At 70.4% G+C, this 20,739-nt stretch carries 17 protein-coding genes and 1 pseudogene; 12 read left to right on the top strand and 6 right to left on the bottom strand.

Annotated features, from left to right (window positions below; all coding sequences use genetic code 11):
• Positions 1 to 92 precede the first annotated feature (92 nt).
• From CWIS_RS03450 to CWIS_RS03435, 4 genes are read right to left on the bottom strand one after another with little or no spacing between them, the layout of a single operon-like run.
• Positions 93 to 869 (bottom strand): ABC transporter ATP-binding protein, encoded by a 777-nt coding sequence (locus tag CWIS_RS03450; protein ID WP_369796466.1) that lies wholly within the window; start codon positions 867 to 869, stop codon positions 93 to 95.
• 23 nt (positions 870 to 892) lie between these two features.
• Entirely contained in the window at positions 893 to 1,861 is a 969-nt protein-coding gene (locus tag CWIS_RS03445) for an ABC transporter ATP-binding protein (RefSeq protein ID WP_082156176.1), read from the bottom strand.
• The gene (locus tag CWIS_RS03440; protein ID WP_048341817.1) at positions 1,851 to 2,837 is read right to left on the bottom strand and encodes a branched-chain amino acid ABC transporter permease; all 987 of its coding nucleotides are present in this window, start codon (positions 2,835 to 2,837) and stop codon (positions 1,851 to 1,853) included. The genes CWIS_RS03445 and CWIS_RS03440 overlap by 11 nt, the downstream gene beginning before the upstream one ends.
• 16 nt (positions 2,838 to 2,853) lie before the next feature.
• Positions 2,854 to 4,191: a branched-chain amino acid ABC transporter permease gene (locus CWIS_RS03435; protein WP_229747560.1), complete on the bottom strand. Its 1,338-nt coding sequence runs from the start codon at positions 4,189 to 4,191 to the stop codon at positions 2,854 to 2,856.
• A 552-nt stretch (positions 4,192 to 4,743) separates the two neighbouring features.
• Between CWIS_RS03435 and CWIS_RS03430 the strand changes: the two genes are divergently transcribed.
• Positions 4,744 to 5,412 carry a GNAT family N-acetyltransferase gene (locus CWIS_RS03430; RefSeq protein ID WP_231583647.1) on the top strand — a complete coding sequence of 223 codons (669 nt, stop codon included), beginning with the start codon at positions 4,744 to 4,746 and terminating at the stop codon, positions 5,410 to 5,412.
• On the opposite strand, the gene CWIS_RS03425 is transcribed toward CWIS_RS03430, so the two are convergent.
• Complete coding sequence (locus tag CWIS_RS03425; RefSeq protein WP_048341814.1) at positions 5,396 to 5,809, bottom strand: hotdog fold thioesterase; 414 nt, start codon at positions 5,807 to 5,809, stop codon at positions 5,396 to 5,398. The genes CWIS_RS03430 and CWIS_RS03425 overlap by 17 nt on opposite strands.
• Here CWIS_RS03425 and polA point away from each other — a divergent pair.
• The 4 genes from polA to CWIS_RS03405 all read left to right on the top strand — a co-directional run bounded on the left by polA (position 5,808) and on the right by CWIS_RS03405 (position 11,525).
• On the top strand, positions 5,808 to 8,558 hold the full coding sequence (polA, locus tag CWIS_RS03420; RefSeq protein WP_082156174.1) for a DNA polymerase I: 2,751 nt from the start codon (positions 5,808 to 5,810) through the stop codon (positions 8,556 to 8,558). The genes CWIS_RS03425 and polA overlap by 2 nt on opposite strands.
• A gap of 130 nt (positions 8,559 to 8,688) precedes the next feature.
• Positions 8,689 to 9,300 carry a hypothetical protein gene (locus CWIS_RS03415; RefSeq protein ID WP_156186527.1) on the top strand — a complete coding sequence of 204 codons (612 nt, stop codon included), beginning with the start codon at positions 8,689 to 8,691 and terminating at the stop codon, positions 9,298 to 9,300.
• Between the two features lie 210 nt (positions 9,301 to 9,510).
• Positions 9,511 to 9,867, top strand: a complete 357-nt coding sequence (locus CWIS_RS03410) for a DUF485 domain-containing protein (protein ID WP_048341811.1) — start codon at positions 9,511 to 9,513, stop codon at positions 9,865 to 9,867.
• Positions 9,864 to 11,525, top strand: a complete 1,662-nt coding sequence (locus CWIS_RS03405; RefSeq protein WP_048341810.1) for a cation acetate symporter — start codon at positions 9,864 to 9,866, stop codon at positions 11,523 to 11,525. Before CWIS_RS03410 ends, CWIS_RS03405 begins: the two co-directional genes overlap by 4 nt.
• Before the next feature lie 82 nt (positions 11,526 to 11,607).
• Here the strand turns inward: CWIS_RS03405 and CWIS_RS03400 are convergent, their stop codons facing one another.
• Entirely contained in the window at positions 11,608 to 12,426 is an 819-nt protein-coding gene (locus tag CWIS_RS03400) for a class I SAM-dependent methyltransferase (protein WP_048341809.1), read from the bottom strand.
• A 153-nt stretch (positions 12,427 to 12,579) separates the two neighbouring features.
• Between CWIS_RS03400 and CWIS_RS03395 the strand changes: the two genes are divergently transcribed.
• From CWIS_RS03395 to CWIS_RS19210, 7 genes and pseudogenes are all read left to right on the top strand, one after another.
• Positions 12,580 to 13,605, top strand: a complete 1,026-nt coding sequence (locus CWIS_RS03395; RefSeq protein ID WP_048341808.1) for a 6-phosphofructokinase — start codon at positions 12,580 to 12,582, stop codon at positions 13,603 to 13,605.
• A gap of 228 nt (positions 13,606 to 13,833) precedes the next feature.
• Positions 13,834 to 15,312: a 30S ribosomal protein S1 gene (gene rpsA / locus CWIS_RS03390; RefSeq protein WP_048341807.1), complete on the top strand. Its 1,479-nt coding sequence runs from the start codon at positions 13,834 to 13,836 to the stop codon at positions 15,310 to 15,312.
• Positions 15,313 to 15,500: 188 nt separating this feature from the next.
• On the top strand, positions 15,501 to 16,145 hold the full coding sequence (coaE, locus tag CWIS_RS03385) for a dephospho-CoA kinase (RefSeq protein WP_048341806.1): 645 nt from the start codon (positions 15,501 to 15,503) through the stop codon (positions 16,143 to 16,145).
• A 187-nt stretch (positions 16,146 to 16,332) separates the two neighbouring features.
• Complete coding sequence (locus tag CWIS_RS03380) at positions 16,333 to 16,749, top strand: hypothetical protein (RefSeq protein ID WP_048341805.1); 417 nt, start codon at positions 16,333 to 16,335, stop codon at positions 16,747 to 16,749.
• A 122-nt stretch (positions 16,750 to 16,871) separates the two neighbouring features.
• Positions 16,872 to 18,977: an excinuclease ABC subunit UvrB gene (uvrB, locus tag CWIS_RS03375; RefSeq protein WP_048341804.1), complete on the top strand. Its 2,106-nt coding sequence runs from the start codon at positions 16,872 to 16,874 to the stop codon at positions 18,975 to 18,977.
• Between the two features lie 276 nt (positions 18,978 to 19,253).
• On the top strand, positions 19,254 to 20,264 hold the full coding sequence (locus CWIS_RS03370; RefSeq protein WP_048341803.1) for a TerC family protein: 1,011 nt from the start codon (positions 19,254 to 19,256) through the stop codon (positions 20,262 to 20,264).
• A 1-nt stretch (position 20,265) separates the two neighbouring features.
• Positions 20,266 to 20,739, top strand: a pseudogene (locus tag CWIS_RS19210) (TerC family protein); the annotation flags it as partial.

Raw genomic sequence — 20,739 nt, 5'->3', positions numbered from 1 at the left:
CGGCCGGCCGGGCGACGGCGAACGCGCTGGGGACGACGAAGGGGCTCGGGCGGCCGCAGCTGCCCGAGCCCCTCGCGTCTCTCGGCGGGAGGTCAGTCCGTCGTCGTGTCCTTGGCGGCGGCCTCGACATCGGTCGCGAGGGTGCCGAGGTAGAGCTGGATGACCTTCGGGTCGTGCATGAGCTCGCGGCCGGGGCCGGAGTAGGCGTTGCGGCCCTGGTCCAGCACGTACGCGCGGTCGCAGATCTGCAGGCACCGCCGCGCGTTCTGCTCGACGATGACGATCGACACCCCGGCCTTGTTGATCTTGCGGGTGCGCAGGAACGCCTCGTCCTGCCGGACCGGGGAGAGCCCGGCCGACGGCTCGTCGAGCAGCAGCACGGACGGCTCCATCATGAGCGCGCGGCCCATGGCCACCATCTGCCGCTCGCCCCCGGACAGCGAGCCGGCACGCTGCCGACGGCGCTCGGCCAGGGCCGGGAAGATGTCGGTGACGAACTCGAAGCGTTCCGCGAACCGCTTGTGGTCCTGGAAGATCCCCATCTGCAGGTTCTCCTCGATGGTCAGCGAGGGGAACACGTTGTTCGTCTGGGGGACGAAGCCGACGCCGCGGCGCACGAGCTTGTCGGCGCGCTGGTTGGTGATCTCGTCTCCGCCGAGCGTCACCGTGCCCTCGCGGATCGGCACGAGCCCGAACAGCGCCTTCAGCAGCGTGGACTTGCCCGCGCCGTTGGGGCCGATGATCCCCACGAGCTCGCCCGGGTGCAGCACGAGGTTGCAGCCGTTGAGGATGTCGACGCCCGGCAGGTAGCCGGCGTACAGGTCGACCGCGTCGAGCAGCGGCTCGCCGTCCGGTGCGCCGCGGTGCACGTCCGGTGACGTGGTCTGCGTGGTCACTGCGTCGCCTCCTCGGCCTCGGCCTCTGCCTCGTACTGCTCGACCACGTCGTCGACGAGCAACGCGTCGTCGCCCAGGTCCGTGTCGTGGTGCGCGCCCAGGTAGGCGTCGACGACGGCCTGGTCCTGCATGATCGTCTCGGGCGGCCCCTCGGCGACGATGCGGCCCTCGGCCATGACGACGACCCAGTCGGAGATGTGCCGGACCATGTGCATGTCGTGCTCGACGAACAGGACGGTCATCCCCTCGTCGCGCAGGCCCTGGATGTGACCCAGGAGCGACTGCGTGAGCGCGGGGTTCACCCCGGCCATGGGCTCGTCGAGCATCACCATGGTGGGCCTGGTCATCAGGGCGCGCGCCATCTCGAGGAGCTTGCGCTGACCACCGGACAGGCTGCCGGCGAAGTCGTCCGCCTTGGTGTCGAGCTTGAAGCGCTCGAGCAGCTCGTAGGCACGGGCCGTGATGTCGGCCTCCTGGCCCCGCCAGAGCGTGGGGAGCAGCGACGCCAGGACGTTCTCGCCGCGCTGGGCCGTGGCACCGAGGCGCATGTTGTCGATCACGGTCATGCGCGACAGCGCCTTGGTGAGCTGGAACGTGCGGACCATCCCGGCCGCCGCCATGCGGGCCGCGGTCCGCCCGTGGACCGGCTGGCCCTCGAAGGACCACTCGCCGACGTCGGCGCGGTCGAAGCCCGTCAGCAGGTTGAACAGCGTGGTCTTGCCCGCGCCGTTCGGGCCGATCAGCGCCGTGATCGCGCCGCGCTGCACCTCGAGGTGCTCGACGTCGACCGCGTGGATGCCGCCGAAGGTCCGGCGGACGCCGGAGGCGACGATGATCGGGTCGGGCTTCGGCGCGCCGGGCAGGCGAGGCACATCCGCCAGCTCCCGGGCGATGCGCTCGCGCGGCGGGGCCGGCGCGTCGCCGTCACCGCGGGGCGCGGGGTTCGGGGGAGTCTCAGCGGACATCGATCGCCAGCTCCTTCTTGTCGCCGAGGATTCCTTGTGGCCGGAAGATCACGAGGAGCATGAGGGTCAGGCCGACGAGCATCCACGAGAACGCCTCGGACTGCGTGCTGGAGATGAACGACAGCTCGGCGTCGCGCAGCACGCTCTTCACGAGCATGAACACGGTCCACAGCAGGATCGACCCGAGCACCGGTCCGAACACGGTCGCGGCTCCGCCGAGAAGCAGGATCGTCCAGATGTTGAAGGTCATCGTGCGGCCCATGGCATCCGCCTGGACCGAGGTCGGCAACGTGTAGAAGATGCCCGCGATCGCACCGCCGATGCCGCCGAGGACGAGCGCCTGCATCTTGTAGCCGTAGACGTTCTTGCCGAGAGCGCGCACCGCGTCCTCGTCCTCGCGCACGCCCTTGAGCACGCGGCCCCACGGGCTGCGCATCCAGCGCCACACGAGCACGCACCCGATCGCGACCGCGACCCAGGCGACGAGCCGCAGCCACCACGAGCTGGACGTGCAGTTCGGGTACGTCCAGAGCCAGATCGTCGTCGTGCCGTCCGGGAACGGGCACAACGACTCGAACGACGACTTGTACCCGTCGCCGCCGGACAGTCCGGAGTTGCCGCCAGTGAGCCACGTCAGCGACGTGGATCTGCTGATGATGCGGACGATCTCGGCCGCCGCGATCGTGACGATCGACAGGTAGTCGCCGCGGAGCTTCAGCGTCGGGATGCCGAGCAGGATCCCGAAGAGGACGGCCGCGACCATCGCGGCGATCACCGACGCGAAGAACGGCCAGCCGGCGATCGCGGTGATCGCGTAGGCGTAGGCGCCGAGCAGCATGAAGCCCGCCTGGCCGAAGTTGAGCAGCCCGGTCATGCCGAAGTGGATGTTGAGGCCGATCGCCGCGAGGGCGTAGGCCGCCGTGGCGGGCGCGAACGCCTCGCCGGCGACGTTGATGAGGATCCTGGTCCAGTCCATGGTGTCCCTCCTGGCCTCAGCCGATCCGGTCCCGGCGACCGAGGATGCCCTGCGGTCGCACGAGGAGGACGAGGATGAGGATGAGCAGCGCGCCGGCGTACTTCATGTCCGACGGGATGACGAGGCTCGACATCTCGGCGACGACGCCGATCACGAGCGAGCCGGCGAGCGCACCCCACGCGGTGCCCAGACCGCCGAGGGTCACGGCCGCGAACATCAGGAGCAGGACGGTGCCTCCCATGTTCCAGGCGGTGGACTGGAAGTAGAGGCCGACGAGGACGCCGCCGAGGGCCGCCAGGCCGGCCGCTCCGGTCCACACGATCCGGATCACGCGTTCCACTCCGATGCCGGAGGCAGCGGCGAGCGCGGGGTTGTCGGAGACCGCCCGCGTGGCCCGGCCCGTGCGTGTGTAGAGCAGGAACGCCGCGGCGCCCGCGAGCACGACGGCCGCGATGCCCGCCGAGAGCAGGCTCTGCACCGTGAGCGTCACGGGGCCGAGCGAGACCGGCTTCGGGTTGCTCGTGTCGATGCGTAGCCTGCCGCCGCCCAGGAGGAACTGGAACAGGTACTGCAGGACCATCGACAGACCGATGGTCACGATCATCTGCTGGGTCAGGCCCACCCGGCGCCGGCGCAGCGGACGCCAGATGCCCGCGTCCTGCAGCCAGCCCGAGGCCGCGCCGAGCAGCGTGGCGAGGACGGCCGCGAGCCACAGGTCCATGCCGACGACCTGCACGAAGAAGTAGGCGAGGATCGCGCCCAGCGTGACCTGCTCGCCGTGCGCGAAGCTGGAGAGCCCGGTCGTCCCGTAGATGAGGGACAGACCCACCGACGCCAGCGCGAGCAGCAGGCCGAAGACGAGCCCGTTCGCGAGCTGCTGGGCGACGCGCTTGCCCGAGATTCCGCCAGCACCCGAGGACGCGTCGCTGCCCGGCTTGTCGGCGGGCGGCGCGGACGTCGCACCCGGTTCGGGTTGCTCGGTCGGCGTGCCGGTCGTCGGCGCGCCGAGTGCGAAGAGCACGCGTGACTGGGAGTTCAGCAGCACCTTGACGGTCCGCGACGTGGCCGTGGGGTCGCGCAGCTGCTCGCCCTCGGGGAGCGTCGCGGGGTCGATCGTGACGGTGTACTCGCCGGCCACGGTCACCGGGACCGCCCACGTGCCGTCGTCACCGGTCGTAGCCGCGGAGGCACCACCGGCGCCGTCGACGCTCAGTGCGACCCCGGCCGCGGGCTGTCCGTCCGCCGTCTTGATCGTGCCGACCACGCACCCCGTCGACGCGTCGGGAACGCACGGCTGCGCGCTCGCCGCCGCGGGCCACGCCTGCAGGACCACGGCCAGAACCGCCGTGGCCACCAGCGTGAGGACGCCCGTGAGCGTGCGTGTCCGTGGTGACGCCGATCGTTCGCGTCGGTTCCTGCCCGGTGCTCGTCCTGGATGGGCGAGAGCGCTCACCGAGGACCTCCGTCCTGTGCTCGCAACACCGTCCCGGGGGTCAGGCGGTGGTCCTGCGTGTCAGTTCGTCTTCGTGCTGTCGACGCGCCATGTGCCGGGGGCGACGCCCGGACGCGACACTGCGTCCGGGCGTTCACCAAGCGGGCTACCGGTCGGTACGGACGCGAGCCCGGCCGACGTTAGGGACTGATTGTGTCGGTCTCGTTTCGGGTTGCCCAGTGGTTCGTTGCGTGTCGCACGATCGGACGCGCAGACGGGTGATGTCACAGACTCGCCGGGATCGTACCCATGCCCGGCGTGTCGTCGGCGCGTGGCGTGAGGGTTCGCTGGGCGGGACTAGGCACAGCGACCAGGTGTGGGCCATGATCGACGTCGGCGCCGTCGTGGGCAGCGAGGGGTGCCGGAGTCCGGAGCCCCCTCATCCGCCGGAGGTAGACCAACGTGCGTCCCGGAGTGCAAGCACGCGCTGCGCTGCCCGAAGACCTCGACGACCTGGTCCACCTGTGCCTCGAGGCGCGCAAGGAGGCGGGGACCGGCGCCCAGCTCTGCACCGACGCCACGGACCGCCTGGCCCGCCAGCTGGGAGCGCTCCTGGCAGTCGAGGGCGGCATCGTCCTCGTCGGGACCATCGACGACCAGCCGGCAGGTCTCCTGCTCGGTCGCCTGGTGGGTCCGAGCCTCTTCGCGGACTCGACCTCGCTCGCCCTCGAGGCGATCTACGTGATGAACACCGCGCGCCGGCGGGGACTCGGGCACACGCTCCTGGCGCACGCCGCCGCGGTGGCCGAGCAGAACGGCGCGGCGGAGGTCTATGCCGCGCCGCTACCGGGTGCGCGTGGCATGCAGCGTTTCCTCGCGCGGCTCGGCTTCGCACCTGCCGCGGCGTTCCGGGTCGCGGGGACGGCGGCGCTCCAGCGGCGGCTGCTCCACGACCACGGCGCGACGGTCGTCGCGTCGCGTCGGCCCTCGTCCCGTGGGCTCGAGGACCTCATCGCGCGTCGTCGGCAGGCGCGCGCCGCGCGTCAGCCGGCCGATCCGGAGCAGTCCGCGAGCCTCGGCATGCGCATCGACCGCGCGGTCTCCACGGCGGTCCGTCCGGTCCCGATCACAGGGCGTCGATGATCATGCAGGTCAACCGGGCGGTGCACAGGCGCCTCCCGGACTCGTCCTCGATCACCACCTCGTAGGCCGCGAGGCTGCGCCCCAGGTGCACGGCCTTCGCCGTACCGGTGACGACGCCCTGGCGCGCCGAGCGGTGGTGCGTGGCGTTCAGCTCGATCCCGACGGCCGTCCTGCCGGGCCCGGCGTGCACGACCGCGGCATAGGAGCCCAGCGTCTCCGCGAGCGCGGCCGTCGCGCCGCCGTGCAGGAGACCGAACGGCTGCGTGTTCCCCGCGACGGGCATCGTGGCCACCGCGTGCTCGGCGCTGAGCTCGCTCACGACGATCCCCAGGCGTTCGATCAGGGTGCCCCGCTCGTCGAGGCGGGGGTCGGACGTGAGCACGGGTGTGTCGGACATGGCAGATAGGTTGACACCCGTGAGCGACGAACAGCCAGCCGCACGTCCCGCCGGACCCGCACGTCTTCTCCTGATCGACGGCCACTCGATGGCGTACCGCGCGTTCTTCGCCCTTCCTGTGGAGAACTTCGCGACCTCGTCGGGCCAGCCGACGAACGCCGTGTTCGGCTTCACGTCGATGCTCGCCAACCTGCTGCGCGACGAGCAGCCCACCCACGTCGCGGTGGCGTTCGACCTGGGGCGGACGACGTTCCGCACCGAGCGCTACGAGGCGTACAAGGGCACGCGCGACGCGACGCCTGAGCCGTTCCGCGGTCAGGTCGACGTGATCCGGCGCGTGCTCGAACCCCTGCACATCCCGGTCATCACCAAGGAGCGGTTCGAGGCGGACGACGTGCTCGCGACCCTCACGACACAGGCGCGCGCGCAGGGCATGCAGGTGCTGATCTGCTCGGGCGACCGCGACTCGTTCCAGCTCGTGCGCGACGACGTCACGGTGCTGTACCCCGTGCGCGGAGTCTCGGAGCTCGCCCGGATGACGCCCGAGGCGGTCAGCGCCAAGTACGGCGTGCCCCCGGAGCGGTACAGCGACCTGGCCGCGCTCGTCGGCGAGACGTCGGACAACCTGCCCGGCGTGCCGGGCGTCGGTCCGAAGACGGCCGCGAAGTGGCTCACGCAGTACGGCGACCTCGAGGGCGTGGTCGCCGCCGCGGACGGGATCACGGGCAAGGCGGGGGAGTCGTTGCGCGAGAACCTCGCGCAGGTCCAGCTCAACCGCGAGCTCAACCAGCTCGTGACGGACCTCGAGCTGCCGATGGGCCCCGAGGACCTCGAGGCGCGCGAGTGGGACCGCCAGGCTCTGCACACGATCCTGGACGAGCTCGAGTTCCGCACGTTGCGCGACCGCCTCTTCGCGATGCTGCCCGACGAGTCGAGCGTGGCGGCCGTCGCCGTCGCCGCTGCTGCACTCGAGCTCGACGAGCTCGACGAGGGCGCGCTCGGTGCGTGGCTCGAGGCCCGGTCGGGCGTCGTGCTGGGACTCGACGTGCGCGGCAGCGGTGCGCCCGCGGGCGGCGACGCCTGGGGTCTCGCGGTCGCCGATGCGGAGGGACGCGCAGTCGTGGTCGACCTCGCGCAGGTGGCCCCGGTCGACGAGCAGGCTCTGGCGGCGTGGCTCGCGGACGCCCGCGCCCCGAAGGTCGTCCACGGCGCGAAGGTCGCGGCGCACGCGTTGCGAGGCCGTGGCTTGTCGCTGGCAGGCGTCGTCAGCGACACCGAGCTCGCGGCCTACCTGTGCCAGCCCGACCGCCGTGCGTACGACCTGCCCGACCTCGCGATCGGCTATCTGCACCGCGAGCTCGGCGAGGACGACGCCGGCGACGGCGGGCAGGGCGCGCTCGACCTCGAGCTCGACGGGACGGGCGAGGACCGCCGTGCCGCTGTGCGCGCGGCGGCGGTCCGTGATCTCGCGGACGTGCTCGACTCGGAGGTGGCGGACCGCGGCGCGACGCATCTGCTGGCCGACCTCGAGCTCCCGCTGCAGGACGTGCTCGTGCGCGTCGAAGCCACGGGTATCGCCGTGGACGCGACGAGGTTGCGTGAGCTCGAGCGATCGTTCGACGGCGAGGTCACGCGCGCGGCCGACGAGGCGTTCGCGGTGATCGGACGCGAGGTGAACCTGGGTTCGCCCAAGCAGCTGCAGGAGGTCCTGTTCGACCAGCTGCAGATGCCGAAGACCAAGCGCATCAAGACGGGCTACACGACGGACGCGGCCGCCCTGACGGACCTGTTCGCGCGGACGCAGCACCCGTTCCTCGAGCACCTGCTGGCGCACCGGGACGCGATCCGGCTGCGGCAGACGGTCGAGGGCCTGCAGCGGTCGATCGCGCCGGACGGGCGGATCCACACGACCTTCCAGCAGACCATCGCGGCGACAGGCCGGCTGTCCTCGACCGACCCGAACCTGCAGAACATCCCGATCCGCACGGACGCCGGCCGCCAGATCCGCCGCGCGTTCGTGGTCGGTCCGGGCTTCGAGTCGCTCCTGACGGCGGACTACTCGCAGATCGAGATGCGGATCATGGCCCACCTGTCCGGGGACGAGGGCCTGATCGAGGCGTTCCGCTCGGGCGAGGACCTGCACAGCTATGTCGGGTCTCGCGTGTTCGGCGTCCCGACCGACTCGGTCACCGCGGCGCAGCGCTCGAAGATCAAGGCGATGTCCTACGGGCTCGCCTACGGGCTCTCGGCGTACGGCCTCTCGCAGCAGCTCTCGATCGAGGTCTCCGAGGCCTCCGAGCTGATGAAGGACTACTTCGAGCGGTTCGGCGGCGTCCGCGAGTACCTGACCGGCGTGGTCGGCACCGCCCGGGCGACGGGGTACACCGCGACGGTGCTCGACCGCCGCCGGTACCTGCCGGACCTGACGAGCGACAACCGGCAGCGGCGCGAGGCGGCGGAACGCATGGCGCTCAACGCGCCGATCCAGGGCAGCGCGGCGGACCTCATCAAGCTCGCGATGCTGGGCGTCGACCGTGAGCTGCGTCGTCGCGAGCTGACGTCGCGCATGCTGCTCCAGGTGCACGACGAGCTCGTCCTCGAGGTCGCCCCAGGTGAGCGTGACGAGGTCGAGCAGCTCGTGCGCGAGCAGATGGCGCAGGCGGACGCGGGACTGCCCGGCGGGCGGCTCGACGTGCCGCTCGACGTGAGCGTCGGCGTGGGTGCGAGCTGGCACGAGGCGGGCCACTGACGTTGCGCGTCACCGCCTTGGACGCAAGCCCGCGAAGGGGACATTCCGGCGATAAGGTTCGCCCCAGTCGCACAGGCACAGCGCCTACTCGTGCTCGCGTACGAGTCATGCGACAACGAAGGGATGTCCGGTGAAGCGCATCGTGGGGGCCGTCGCCTCACTACTCATGGGTCTGGGTCTCGTACTCGCCGCGGCCGGGCCGTCGGCCGCCGTGGGGACCGGGTTCGAACCCGATCCCGGACGCAAGTGCGGCACGGCGCCGAAGCCGTACTGGAAGTGGTCGTCCGTGACGAAGAAGTACGTGCTCACCCATCACGCCGTGGTTGAGAACTACACCTCGAAGGCGGGATCGCGGACGAAGACGATGGCGGTGAGCGCGACAGTGACGGCGGCTGTCACCTTCACCACGTCGGCCAAGGTCTCCGCGAGCCTCCCGATCGGTGGACTGGAGGGCCAGACGAGCCTGTCGTTGCAGGCGAGCGGCGCGAGGACGACCTCGAGCACGGTCAGCGAGACCTACACCGTCCAGCCAGGCACGTCAGTCTTCTACCAGGGCACGCGACAGGCGAGCGGCAGCTTCACGTACTACAAGCCCGCCTGCCTGCAGGGGTCGTGGATCTGGACGAAGGTGCCAGGCAAGGTGACGTCGTGGACGTCGGAGATCTCCGGCGCGCTGTGGTGCAAGACGACGCCGCCCGCGAACACGCTCGCGGCCGTTGCAAAGAAGAAGTGCACCGGCTGACCGGAGCCGAGCGGGCACGAGGCGGCACCGACACGCGTCGGAGGGCTCTCGAGGGCGGCGCGCGAGCGCGAACCGCGCCCCGACTCTTTCGGGACCTGAGCGATTCGTTTCGCCGAAATGTCCGGTGTGTCGACCGGCGGGATGACGTGTTCTGCGTCACACTCGCTGCCGGCGGCAATCAGGCTGCCTTCCGTGCGGGAGGGGACTCACGTGTCCGAGACGCTCAACGAACCACCACCCCGGACGCCCTACCAGGTCGTCCAGGACAGCCCGGACTTCCAAGCACTACGCAGCAGGTTCCGTCGTTTCGTCTTCCCGATGACGGCGCTGTTCCTCGTCTGGTACTTCGTCTACGTCCTGCTGGCGAACTACGCCCACGGCTTCATGGCGACGAAGGTCTGGGGCAACATCACCGTCGGGCTGCTCTTCGGGCTCGGGCAGTTCGTCTCGACGTTCGCGATCACGATGATCTACGCGCGGTGGGCGAACGACCGGCAGGACCCCGTGGCAGAGGAGCTGCGGGCCAAGATCGAGGACGGCGAGCTGGGCGGCGGTGAGCTCGCATGAGCGCCCGCGCCGAGGGGGCGACGCTCGCAGCGGCGGCCACCGAGCAGATCGGTGAACCCGCGGTCAACATCGGGATCTTCGCGCTGTTCGTCCTCGTGACGCTCGTCATCGTGTTCCGCGCGTCGCGGAACAACAAGACCGCGGCCGACTACTACGCGGCCGGCCGGTCGTTCACCGGCCCGCAGAACGGGACCGCCATCGCGGGCGACTACCTGTCCGCGGCATCGTTCCTCGGCATCTGCGGTGCGATCGCGCTCAACGGATACGACGGCTTCCTGTACTCGATCGGGTTCCTCGTCGCGTGGCTCGTCGCGCTGCTGCTCGTCGCCGAGCTGTTGCGCAACACCGGTCGGTTCACGATGGCCGACGTGCTGTCGTTCCGGCTCAAGGAACGGCCCGTGCGCATGGCAGCGGCGCTCTCGACCCTCACGGTGGTGTTCTTCTACCTCTTGGCGCAGATGGCAGGTGCCGGAGGCCTCGTCGCGCTGCTGCTCGGGGTCAGCGGCACGGCCGCGCAGGGCATCGTGATCGCGGTCGTCGGCGCGCTGATGATCCTGTACGTCCTCGTGGGCGGGATGAAGGGCACCACCTGGGTGCAGATCATCAAAGCGGTGCTGCTCATCGTGGGCGCCGGCGTGATGACCCTGTGGGTGCTGGCCAAGTTCGGGTTCAGCCTGTCCGGCGTCATCCAGGGCGCGGTCGACGCGGCGGGTGAGGGCGGTGAGGCGCTCATCGGTCCGGGCAAGCAGTACGGCGCCACCGCGATGAGCCAGCTCAACTTCCTGTCCCTCGCGCTGGCCCTGGTGCTCGGCACGGCGGGCCTGCCGCACGTGCTCATGCGGTTCTACACGGTGCCGTCCGCCAAGGAGGCGCGTCGCTCGGTCGTCTGGGCGATCTGGCTCATCGGGATCTTCTACCTCTTCACGCTGGTCCTCGGCTACGGCGCCGGGGCCCTCGTGGGGCCGGAGACGATCAAGGCGGCGCCGGGCGGCGTGAACTCGGCGGCTCCGCTGCTCGCCTACGAGCTCGGCGGCACGATCCTGCTCGGGATCATCTCGGCGGTGGCCTTCGCGACGATCCTGGCCGTCGTGGCCGGGCTGACGATCACCGCGGCGACCTCGTTCGCGCACGACATCTACGCCAACGTCATCAAGAAGGGGCAGATCCGGCCGGACGGCGAGGTGCGCGTCGCGCGCATCACCGTCGTCGCGATCGGCATCCTGGCGATCATCGGCGGGATCTTCGCGAACGGTCAGAACGTCGCCTTCCTCGTCGCGCTGGCGTTCGCGGTCGCGGCGAGCGCGAACCTGCCGACCATCCTGTACTCGCTCTTCTGGAAGCGCTTCAACACCTCGGGTGCGCTCTGGAGCATGTACGGGGGCCTGATCTCGTGCATCGTGCTCATCGCGTTCTCGCCCGTCGTCTCGGGCAAGGTCGACCCGGTGACGGGGGCGAGCCTGTCGATGATCCGCGACACCTCGATCGACTTCCACCTGATCGACCTCGAGAACCCGGGTCTGATCTCGATCCCGCTCGCGTTCGTCCTCGGCATCGTCGGGACGCTCATGAGCCGGGAGAAGCCGCACCCCGAGAAGTTCGCGGAGATGGAGGTCCGGTCGCTCACGGGCGCGGGTGCCGAGAAGGCGACCGTGCACTGATGACGGGCGGTGCGCGCGAGGGCGTGCGCTGAGCACGTAGTGGCGGCGGGTGGCCCGGCCCTGGGTCGCCCGCCGCCACGCCTCAGGGCCGGTGCGAGACGAAGATCGCCGTCCCGGGCAGCAGTGCCCCGCGCACCGGGCCCCAGCCGCCCCAGGTCCGGTCGTGGCCGGCCGGCCACTCGGGCTCGACGACGCGGTCGAGCACCAGCCCCGCCCCGACGAGGTCGGCGACGTGGTCGCCCAGCGTGCGGTGGTACTCGGCGTACAGAACGGTCCCCGACGTCCCGAGCTCGACGTACGGACGCCGGTCGAAGTACGACCGGATCGCGGTGAGCCCTTCCGGATCGTCGGGGAACGCCCATCGCAGGGGGTGCGTCACGGCGCACACCCAGCGCCCGCCCGGTCGCAGCACCCGAGCGGCCTCGGCGTGGACCGCGCCGGCGTCGGGGACGAAGGGAATGGCGCCGAAGGCGGTGAACACCACGTCGAACGTCGCGTCCGGGAAGGGCAGCCGGCGAGCGTCGGCGACGACGGTCGGCACACTGACCCCCGCCGCCTCGTCGTACCGCCTGCCGGCCGCGAGCATCGCCTCGGAGATGTCGGTCGCGACGACGTCGGCGCCCTGGAGGGCGAGCCACCGGCTGCACTGCGCCGCGCCGGCGCCCACCTCGAGCACACGCGCACCGGCGACGTCACCGAGCAGGCGGGCGTCGGCCTCCCGCAGGTCCTCCGGGCACCAGACGAAGTCAGCCGGTCCCAGGAACTCGCCGTGCTCGTCGAGGTACTCGGCAGCGTTGGCGTCCCACCACCGCCGTCCCGCGGCGCCGTCGTCGGCGACGTGCTGGAACGCGACCTCGGCGAGGTCCTCGTCTGCGGCGGGTTCGAGCGCGTCGGGAGCCATGCCCCCAGTCTGGGGGAGGTCCGGGGGAGGTGCGGCGACACCCCGACCCGGGACGGAAGGGCCGCAGGGCGCGCCGGTACGCCGATAGGCTGACCGGACGGACGCCCGACGACGCGCGCCGGCCCCCCTGTCGTTCGATGAAGGAGCTCACGCGTGCGAGTCGGTCTGCTCACCGGTGGTGGCGACGTCCCCGGGCTGAACGCGGCGATACGCGCCGTCGTCAAGCGTGGCGAGGGAGAGTACGGCCACCAGATCGTGGGTTTCCGGAACGGTTGGCGCGGTGTGGTGGACGGTGACGTCCTGCCGCTGTCACGCCAGCACATCCGCAACGTCCTGCCCGTCGGCGGCACGCTGCTCGGCACCGCCCGCTTCCACCCGCACGCGAGCGACGGCGGGATCGACGCGGTGCTGGCGACGCTCGAGGCCGAGCGCCTCGAGGCGCTGATCTGCATCGGCGGCGACGGGACGCTGCACGCGGCGAGCAAGATCGCCGAGGCGGGCGTGCGGATCGTCGCGATCCCCAAGACGATCGACAACGACGTGTGGGGGACCGACCAGTCCATCGGCTTCGACACCGCGGTGACGGTCGCGACCGAGGCCGTCGACCGCATCCACACCACCGCGGAGAGCCACAACCGCGTGATGATCGTCGAGGTCATGGGGCGGCACGCGGGGTGGATCGCCACGACCGCGGGCATCGCCGGCGGCGCCGAGCTCGTGCTCGCGCCCGAGGCCCCGTTCGACATCGAGAAGATCGAGAAGTTCCTCAAGCACCGGCACCGCGCGCACGCGAGCTTCTCGATCGTCGTCGTCGCCGAGGGTGCCGTGCCCGCCGAGGGCACGGCGATGCACTACGAGACGCAGGTGGGCAAGTTCGGCGAGATCGTCGCCGGGGCGATCGGTGAGCGGCTCAAGGCCGAGATCGAGAAGCGCACCGGCTTCGACACGCGTGTGACCGTGCTGGGGCACGTGCAGCGCGGCGGGACCCCGACCCCGACGGACCGCATCCTCGGCAGCCGGTTCGGCGTCGCGGCGATCGACGCGGTGACCGAGGGTCGGTCGAACGTGATGACGGCGCTGCGCGGTGACCGCGTCGAGCTCGTCCCGCTCGCGGACGTCGCCGGCAAGGTCAAGCACGTCCCGGACGAGCTCCTGTCGGTCGCGAGCGCGCTCGCGTGACCCCGCGCCGACCTCGGTCGACGCTTTGACCCGCTCCGCTGTCCACCGTTAGGGTGGACGGCGGTGCCGCGCGCCTTCTTTCTCGCGTGCCCGCACGAGCTCTCGGACCCGACGAGCTCGTCGGGTGGTCGAGGACCTCGAGAACACTCCTGACGTGATCCCGTCGTCGAGGTGTGCCCGCCATCCCTGTTCGAACTACATCCTGTCCGCATCGGAGCCCACCACTACATGAGCATCTCCACCCCCGCGAAGCCCGCCACGCCGCAGGTCGCGATCAACGACATCGGCACGGCCGAGGACCTCCTCGCCGCGATCGACGCCACCATCAAGTACTTCAACGACGGCGACATCGTCGAAGGCGTCGTCGTCAAGGTCGACCGTGACGAGGTCCTGCTGGACATCGGTTACAAGACCGAGGGCGTCATCCCCTCCCGCGAGCTGTCCATCAAGCACGACGTGGACCCCGGCGAGGTCGTCAAGGTCGGCGACGAGGTCGAGGCCCTCGTCCTCCAGAAGGAGGACAAGGAAGGCCGGCTGATCCTGTCCAAGAAGCGGGCGCAGTACGAGCGCGCGTGGGGCACGATCGAGAAGATCAAGGAAGAGGACGGCGTCGTCACCGGCACCGTCATCGAGGTCGTCAAGGGCGGCCTCATCCTCGACATCGGTCTGCGCGGCTTCCTGCCCGCGTCGCTCGTCGAGATGCGTCGCGTCCGCGACCTCGGCCCGTACGTGGGCAAGGAGATCGAGGCCAAGATCATCGAGCTCGACAAGAACCGCAACAACGTGGTCCTGTCGCGCCGTGCCTGGCTCGAGCAGACGCAGTCCGAGGTCCGCTCCACCTTCCTGCAGACGCTGCAGAAGGGCCAGGTGCGCCCCGGTGTCGTCTCCTCGATCGTCAACTTCGGTGCGTTCGTGGACCTCGGTGGCGTGGACGGGCTCGTGCACGTCTCGGAGCTGTCCTGGAAGCACATCGACCACCCGTCCGAGGTCGTCGAGGTCGGCCAGGAGGTCACGGTCGAGGTCCTGGACGTCGACTTCGACCGCGAGCGGGTCTCGCTGTCGCTGAAGGCGACGCAGGAGGACCCGTGGCAGGCGTTCGCCCGGACGCACGCCATCGGCCAGGTCGTCCCCGGCAAGGTCACCAAGCTCGTCCCGTTCGGTGCGTTCGTGCGCGTCGAGGACGGCATCGAGGGTCTGGTCCACATCTCGGAGCTGGCCGTGCGCCACGTCGAGATCCCGGAGCAGGTCGTCCAGGTCGGCGACGACGTCTTCGTCAAGGTCATCGACATCGACCTCGAGCGTCGCCGCATCTCGCTGTCGCTCAAGCAGGCGAACGAGGGCTTCGACCCCGAGTCGGAGGACTTCGACCCCGCGCTGTACGGCATGGCGGCCGAGTACGACGAGGCCGGCAACTACAAGTACCCCGAGGGCTTCGACCCGGCCACGAACGAGTGGCTCGAGGGCTTCGAGACCCAGCGCGAGGCGTGGGAGGCCCAGTACGCAGCCGCTCACGAGCGCTGGGAGGCGCACCGCAAGCAGGTCGCCGAGGCCGCCAAGGCCGACGCCGAGGCTGCGACGTCCGAGTCCGCTCCCGCCGCCGGTGGCCCCGTGCCGTCGACGTACTCCTCGTCGACCGACGAGGCCGCGGGCACGCTCGCGTCCGACGAGGCGCTCGCCGCTCTGCGCGAGAAGCTCACGGGCAACTGAGTCACCTCTGACCGTCCGGGAGCGTGCTCCCGGACGGTCGAGACACCGGGCCGGTCACCTTCGGGTGGCCGGCCCGGTGTCGTCCGCGGCGGGACGACCCGCGCTCTCGCGCGCGGCGTCCGGCCGGCCGCCACGCACGGAGAGGTCCGCAGGGGCGCGGTTCGCGCCGGGCGGGCAGGATGGGGTCCATGCAGCGGATCGGTCTGACAGGCGGGATCGCGGCGGGAAAGTCCGTGGCCGCGCGGCGGTTCGACGAGCTCGGTGCGGTCGTGATCGACTCCGACGTGCTCGCCCGCGAGGCGGTGGCGCCCGGGTCCGAGGGCTTGGCCGAGGTGGTCGAGACGTTCGGCGAGACGGTCCTCGACGCGGACGGCGGCCTCGACCGCACCGCGCTGGCGGCGCTCGTGTTCGGCGACGACGAACGGCGGCGCGCGCTCGAGGCCATCGTGCACCCCGTGGTCCGAAGGCTCGGCGCGGAGCGTGAGGCCGCCGCGGCGACGGCCGACCCCGGCGCCGTCGTCGTGCACGACATCCCGCTGCTGGTCGAGACGGGGCAGGCCGACTCGTTCCACCTCGTCGTGGTGGTGCACGCTCCCGCACTCCTGCGCGTCGAGCGCCTCGTCCGGCTCCGCGGGATGGACCGGCAGGGCGCCGAGGCCCGCGTGGCCGCGCAGGCGGGCGACGAGGCGCGCCTGCAGGTAGCGGACGTCGTGCTCGACGGTTCGGGCACCGACGAGGAGCTGCGTGCGCAGGTCGACGACCTGTGGGACCGCCTGTGCGTCGAGCGTGCCCAGGAGCGTCAGGCCGAGCAGGCGGACGCGCAGCACGGCTGAGCCGGCCCGCGCCGCGCAAGTCCCGCTTCCGGGGCATTCCGCGCCCGACCGCCTACCGCTAGTGTCCCGAGCAGGCAAGGGACGAACCGCCCGATGCCTGCGGGGGGCTCAACCCTGACGTGCCGCGTGTCGATAGATGCCACAAGCCGGTGCCGATGGGGTCGCCGCGAGAAGGAGGTACGAGCTGATGGTCAAGCCCGTTCAGACACGGGCGTCGGTCTCGGTCGCATCGACGCTGCTCTCCGAGGCCCGGATGCTGGAGCTCGCCGAGAAGGCCTCGACCGCCACCGACGACCCATCGGGTCGTTTCCGCGTCGAGGGCCGCACGCCGCACACGACGACGTTCTCCCTGCGTGACCACCTCGACGGCTCCGAGGTGCTGCGGTTCGACACGAAGACGGATCGCGCCGTCGGCCGGACCACGGCGCGCACGGCGATCACGTTCTTCCGGACCAAGGAGGGCGGCCTGGCGGGCCTCGTGCCCGAGGCGAAGCGCAAGCTGCTCGGCTTCCGGGCCTACACCGACTTCATCGACTGGTACGTGCTGTCGATCGTGCGCGAGGACCCGAACGCCATCGTGACGGTCGTCGACGGCAAGGACTGACACCATCCGGCCGTGCGCTGCTCTCGCATCGCCGTCCTGGACCTCGACGCTCCCGCCCCGAGCGTGGGCTGCCGCCCACCGCTCGGGGCGGGTGTGTCGGTGGTCCGACGTACGGTGGTGCCATGCGTCCAGTCACGGAGCTCCAGCGCACCGTCGCACCGTTCGAGGTCATCTCGGAGTACACCCCGTCGGGTGACCAGCCTCAGGCGATCGCGCAGCTCGCCGCGCGCCTGAACGCCGGCGAGAAGGACGTCGTCCTGCTCGGGGCGACGGGGACGGGCAAGTCGGCCACCACCGCGTGGCTCATCGAGCAGGTGCAGCGCCCCACGCTGGTCATGGCGCCCAACAAGACGCTCGCCGCGCAGCTCGCGAACGAGTTCCGCGAGCTTCTCCCGAACAACGCCGTCGAGTACTTCGTGTCGTACTACGACTACTACCAGCCCGAGGCGTACATCGCGCAGACGGACACCTACATCGAGAAGGACTCGTCGATCAACGACGAGGTGGAGCGCCTGCGGCACTCCGCGACGTCGTCGCTGCTGACCCGGCGTGACGTGGTCGTCGTGGCCTCGGTGTCGTGCATCTACGGCCTGGGGACGCCGCAGGAGTACGTGGACCGCATGGTCACGCTGCGGGTCGGTGAGCAGGTGGACCGCGACCAGCTGCTGCGACGGTTCGTGCAGATGCAGTACACGCGCAACGACATGGCGTTCACGCGCGGCACGTTCCGGGTCCGCGGCGACACGGTCGAGATCATCCCGAAGTACGAGGAGCTCGCGATCCGGATCGAGTTCTTCGGCGACGAGATCGAGGCGATCGCGACCCTGCATCCGCTCACGGGCGAGGTCCTGCGGGCTGAGGACGAGATGATGATCTTCCCTGCGACGCACTACGTCGCGGGCCCCGAGCGCATGGAGCGCGCGATCGGCGGCATCGAGGCCGAGCTCGAGGCGCGGCTCGACGAGCTGGAGCGTCAGGGCAAGCTGCTCGAGGCGCAGCGCCTGCGCATGCGCACGACGTACGACATCGAGCTCATGCGTCAGGTCGGCTCGTGCTCGGGGATCGAGAACTACTCGCGGCACATCGACGGCCGTGCCCCCGGGACGGCGCCGAACACGCTGCTCGACTTCTTCCCCGAGGACTTTCTCCTCGTGATCGACGAGTCGCACGTGACCGTGCCCCAGATCGGCGCGATGTTCGAAGGCGACATGTCCCGCAAGCGCGCGCTGGTCGACCACGGGTTCCGGCTGCCCAGCGCGACGGACAACCGCCCGCTGCGGTGGGAGGAGTTCGTCGAGCGCATCGGTCAGACGGTCTACTTGTCGGCCACCCCCGGCGACTACGAGCTGTCCATGGCGGACGGCGTCGTCGAGCAGATCATCCGGCCCACGGGCCTCGTCGACCCCGAGGTCGTCGTGAAGCCGACGAAGGGCCAGATCGACGATCTGCTGGGTGAGATCCGGGATCGCGTCGAGCGCGACGAGCGCGTGCTGGTGACGACCCTCACCAAGAAGATGGCCGAGGACCTCACGGACTACTTCCTGGAGAAGGGCGTGCGGGTGCGATACCTGCACTCCGAGGTCGACACGCTGCGCCGCGTCGAGCTGCTGCGCGAGCTGCGGATGGGCGAGTACGACGTCCTGGTCGGGATCAACCTGCTGCGCGAGGGGCTCGACCTGCCCGAGGTCTCCCTCGTCGCGATCCTCGACGCGGACAAGGAGGGCTTCCTGCGTTCGGGGAAGTCGCTCATCCAGACCATCGGCCGCGCGGCGCGCAACGTCTCCGGCCAGGTGCACATGTACGCGGACAAGATCACGCCCGCGATGCAGCTGGCGATCGAGGAGACCGCGCGCCGCCGCGAGAAGCAGGTCGCGTACAACACCGCGCACGGCATCGACCCTCAGCCGCTGCGCAAGAAGATCGGCGACATCACCGACCTTCTCGCGCGCGAGGACGCCGACACGGCCGAGCTCCTGGGCGGCGGCGGGCGGCAGGCGAGCCGGGGCAAGGCGCCGGTGCCGGGCTTCGGTTCGCAGGCCGCGGTGCGGGACGAGCGGACCAGGCTGACCGGCGCCGCTGCCGGGGAGCTGGCGGGCCTGATCCAGGACCTCACGGACCAGATGCACGGCGCGGCGGCCGAGCTGCAGTTCGAGCTCGCGGCCCGCCTGCGTGACGAGATCTCCGGGCTCAAGAAGGAGCTCCGGCAGATGCAGGCCGCGACGGCGTAGCGGTCGTCTCGACCTCCGGGACGCGGCGGATGGTGATCGACGGCACGCCGATCGACGGCACGGTGGACAGCAGGTCGCCGCTACGTCGCATACGATGACCACCGGTGAAGGGGAGTACCCCACAATCGGCCGCGTCGTCATCACGGACCTCGCCGCTCGGAGCACCAGGTCACAGGGCCTGGCTCCGGACGGTCGGAGCCCGGTGCGGTCGGCCCGGGTCAGCGGGCGGGGGAGACCTTCGGTACTGACGCGCATCTCGTACCGGAGGAGTATCTCGTGGATGTCCCCAACGTCGTCTGGATCCTGACCGGCGTCGCCGTCGTCGGACTCATCGTCTTCGACTTCTTCGCCCACGTGCGCACGCCGCACGAACCGACCTTCCGTGAGTCGGCGTGGTGGTCGACGGTCTACATCGCGCTCGCGCTCGTGTTCGGCGTGGGGCTCGGGGTCGTCGCGGGCTGGGACCTCGGCGCCGAGTACTTCGCGGGCTACGTGACCGAGAAGAGCCTGTCGGTCGACAACCTCTTCGTGTTCCTCATCATCATGACGAGGTTCGCGGTGCCGCGAGCCTTCCAGCAGAAGGTCCTTCTGGTGGGCGTCGCGATCGCGCTGGTCCTGCGCACGATCTTCATCCTGCTCGGCGCGGCCGCGATCGAGCAGTGGTCGTGGGTCTTCTACGTGTTCGGCGCGTACCTCGTCTACACGGGCGTCAAGCTGGCCCGTGACCACGCCGACGAGGCGCCCGACGACGCGGCCGGCAACGGCTTCATGGTGCGCTTCGTGCGCCGGGTGCTGCCGACGACGGACGAGTACCACGACGACCGCCTCACGGTCCGCATCGACGGCCGCCGCGTGCTGACGCCGATGCTCCTGGTGATGGTGGCGATCGGCTCGACGGACATCTTGTTCGCGCTCGACTCCATCCCTGCGATCTACGGTCTGACGTCCGAGCCGTACATCGTCTTCACCGCCAACGCGTTCGCGCTGCTCGGCCTGCGCCAGCTCTACTTCCTCATCGGTGGCCTGCTGGAGCGGCTCGTCTACCTGTCGCAGGGGCTCGCGGTGATCCTGGGCTTCATCGGCATCAAGCTCGTGCTGCACGCGATGCACACCAACGAGCTGCCCTTCATCAACGGTGGCGAGCACGTCGAGTGGGCGCCGGAGATCCCGATCTGGCTCTCGCTCACCGTGATCCTCGGGACGCTCGCGATCGCCACGATCACGAGCCTGATCAAGACGCGCAACGACCAGCGCACCGAGCCGGCGGTCCCGGCCATGGAGGAGTGACGTGGACGTCTCGCTGCTGGTCTGGGCGGTCTCGATCGGGATCGTCGTCGCACTGCTGGTCGTCGACATCGTCGTCGTCGGACGGCGTCCGCACGTCCCCAGCACCGCCGAGTGCCTGCGCCACCTCGCGTTCTACGTCGGTCTCGCGATCGCGTTCGGCCTGGCCGTGTGGGCGACGTCGGGCGGGCAGTACGCCGGGGAGTTCTTCGCGGGATGGCTGACGGAGTACTCGCTGTCGGTCGACAACCTGTTCGTCTTCATGCTCATCATGTCGCGGTTCGCCGTGCCCCGGCCGTACCAGCAGACGGCCCTGCTCGTCGGGATCGTGCTCGCCCTGGTCTTCCGCACCGCGTTCATCCTCGCGGGCGCCGCGATCGTCAGCACGTTCAGCTGGGTGTTCTACCTCTTCGGGGCGTTCCTCGTCTGGACCGGCTGGAAGGTCGGCAGGCAGGGCGCGCAGGACGAGCCGGAAGAG

This window comes from Cellulomonas sp. A375-1 (assembly GCF_001040865.1).
Classification (GTDB): domain Bacteria; phylum Actinomycetota; class Actinomycetes; order Actinomycetales; family Cellulomonadaceae; genus Cellulomonas; species Cellulomonas gelida.
The sequence above is the reverse complement of the archived record's forward strand: the minus strand, read 5'-3'. Positions and strand labels throughout refer to the sequence as shown.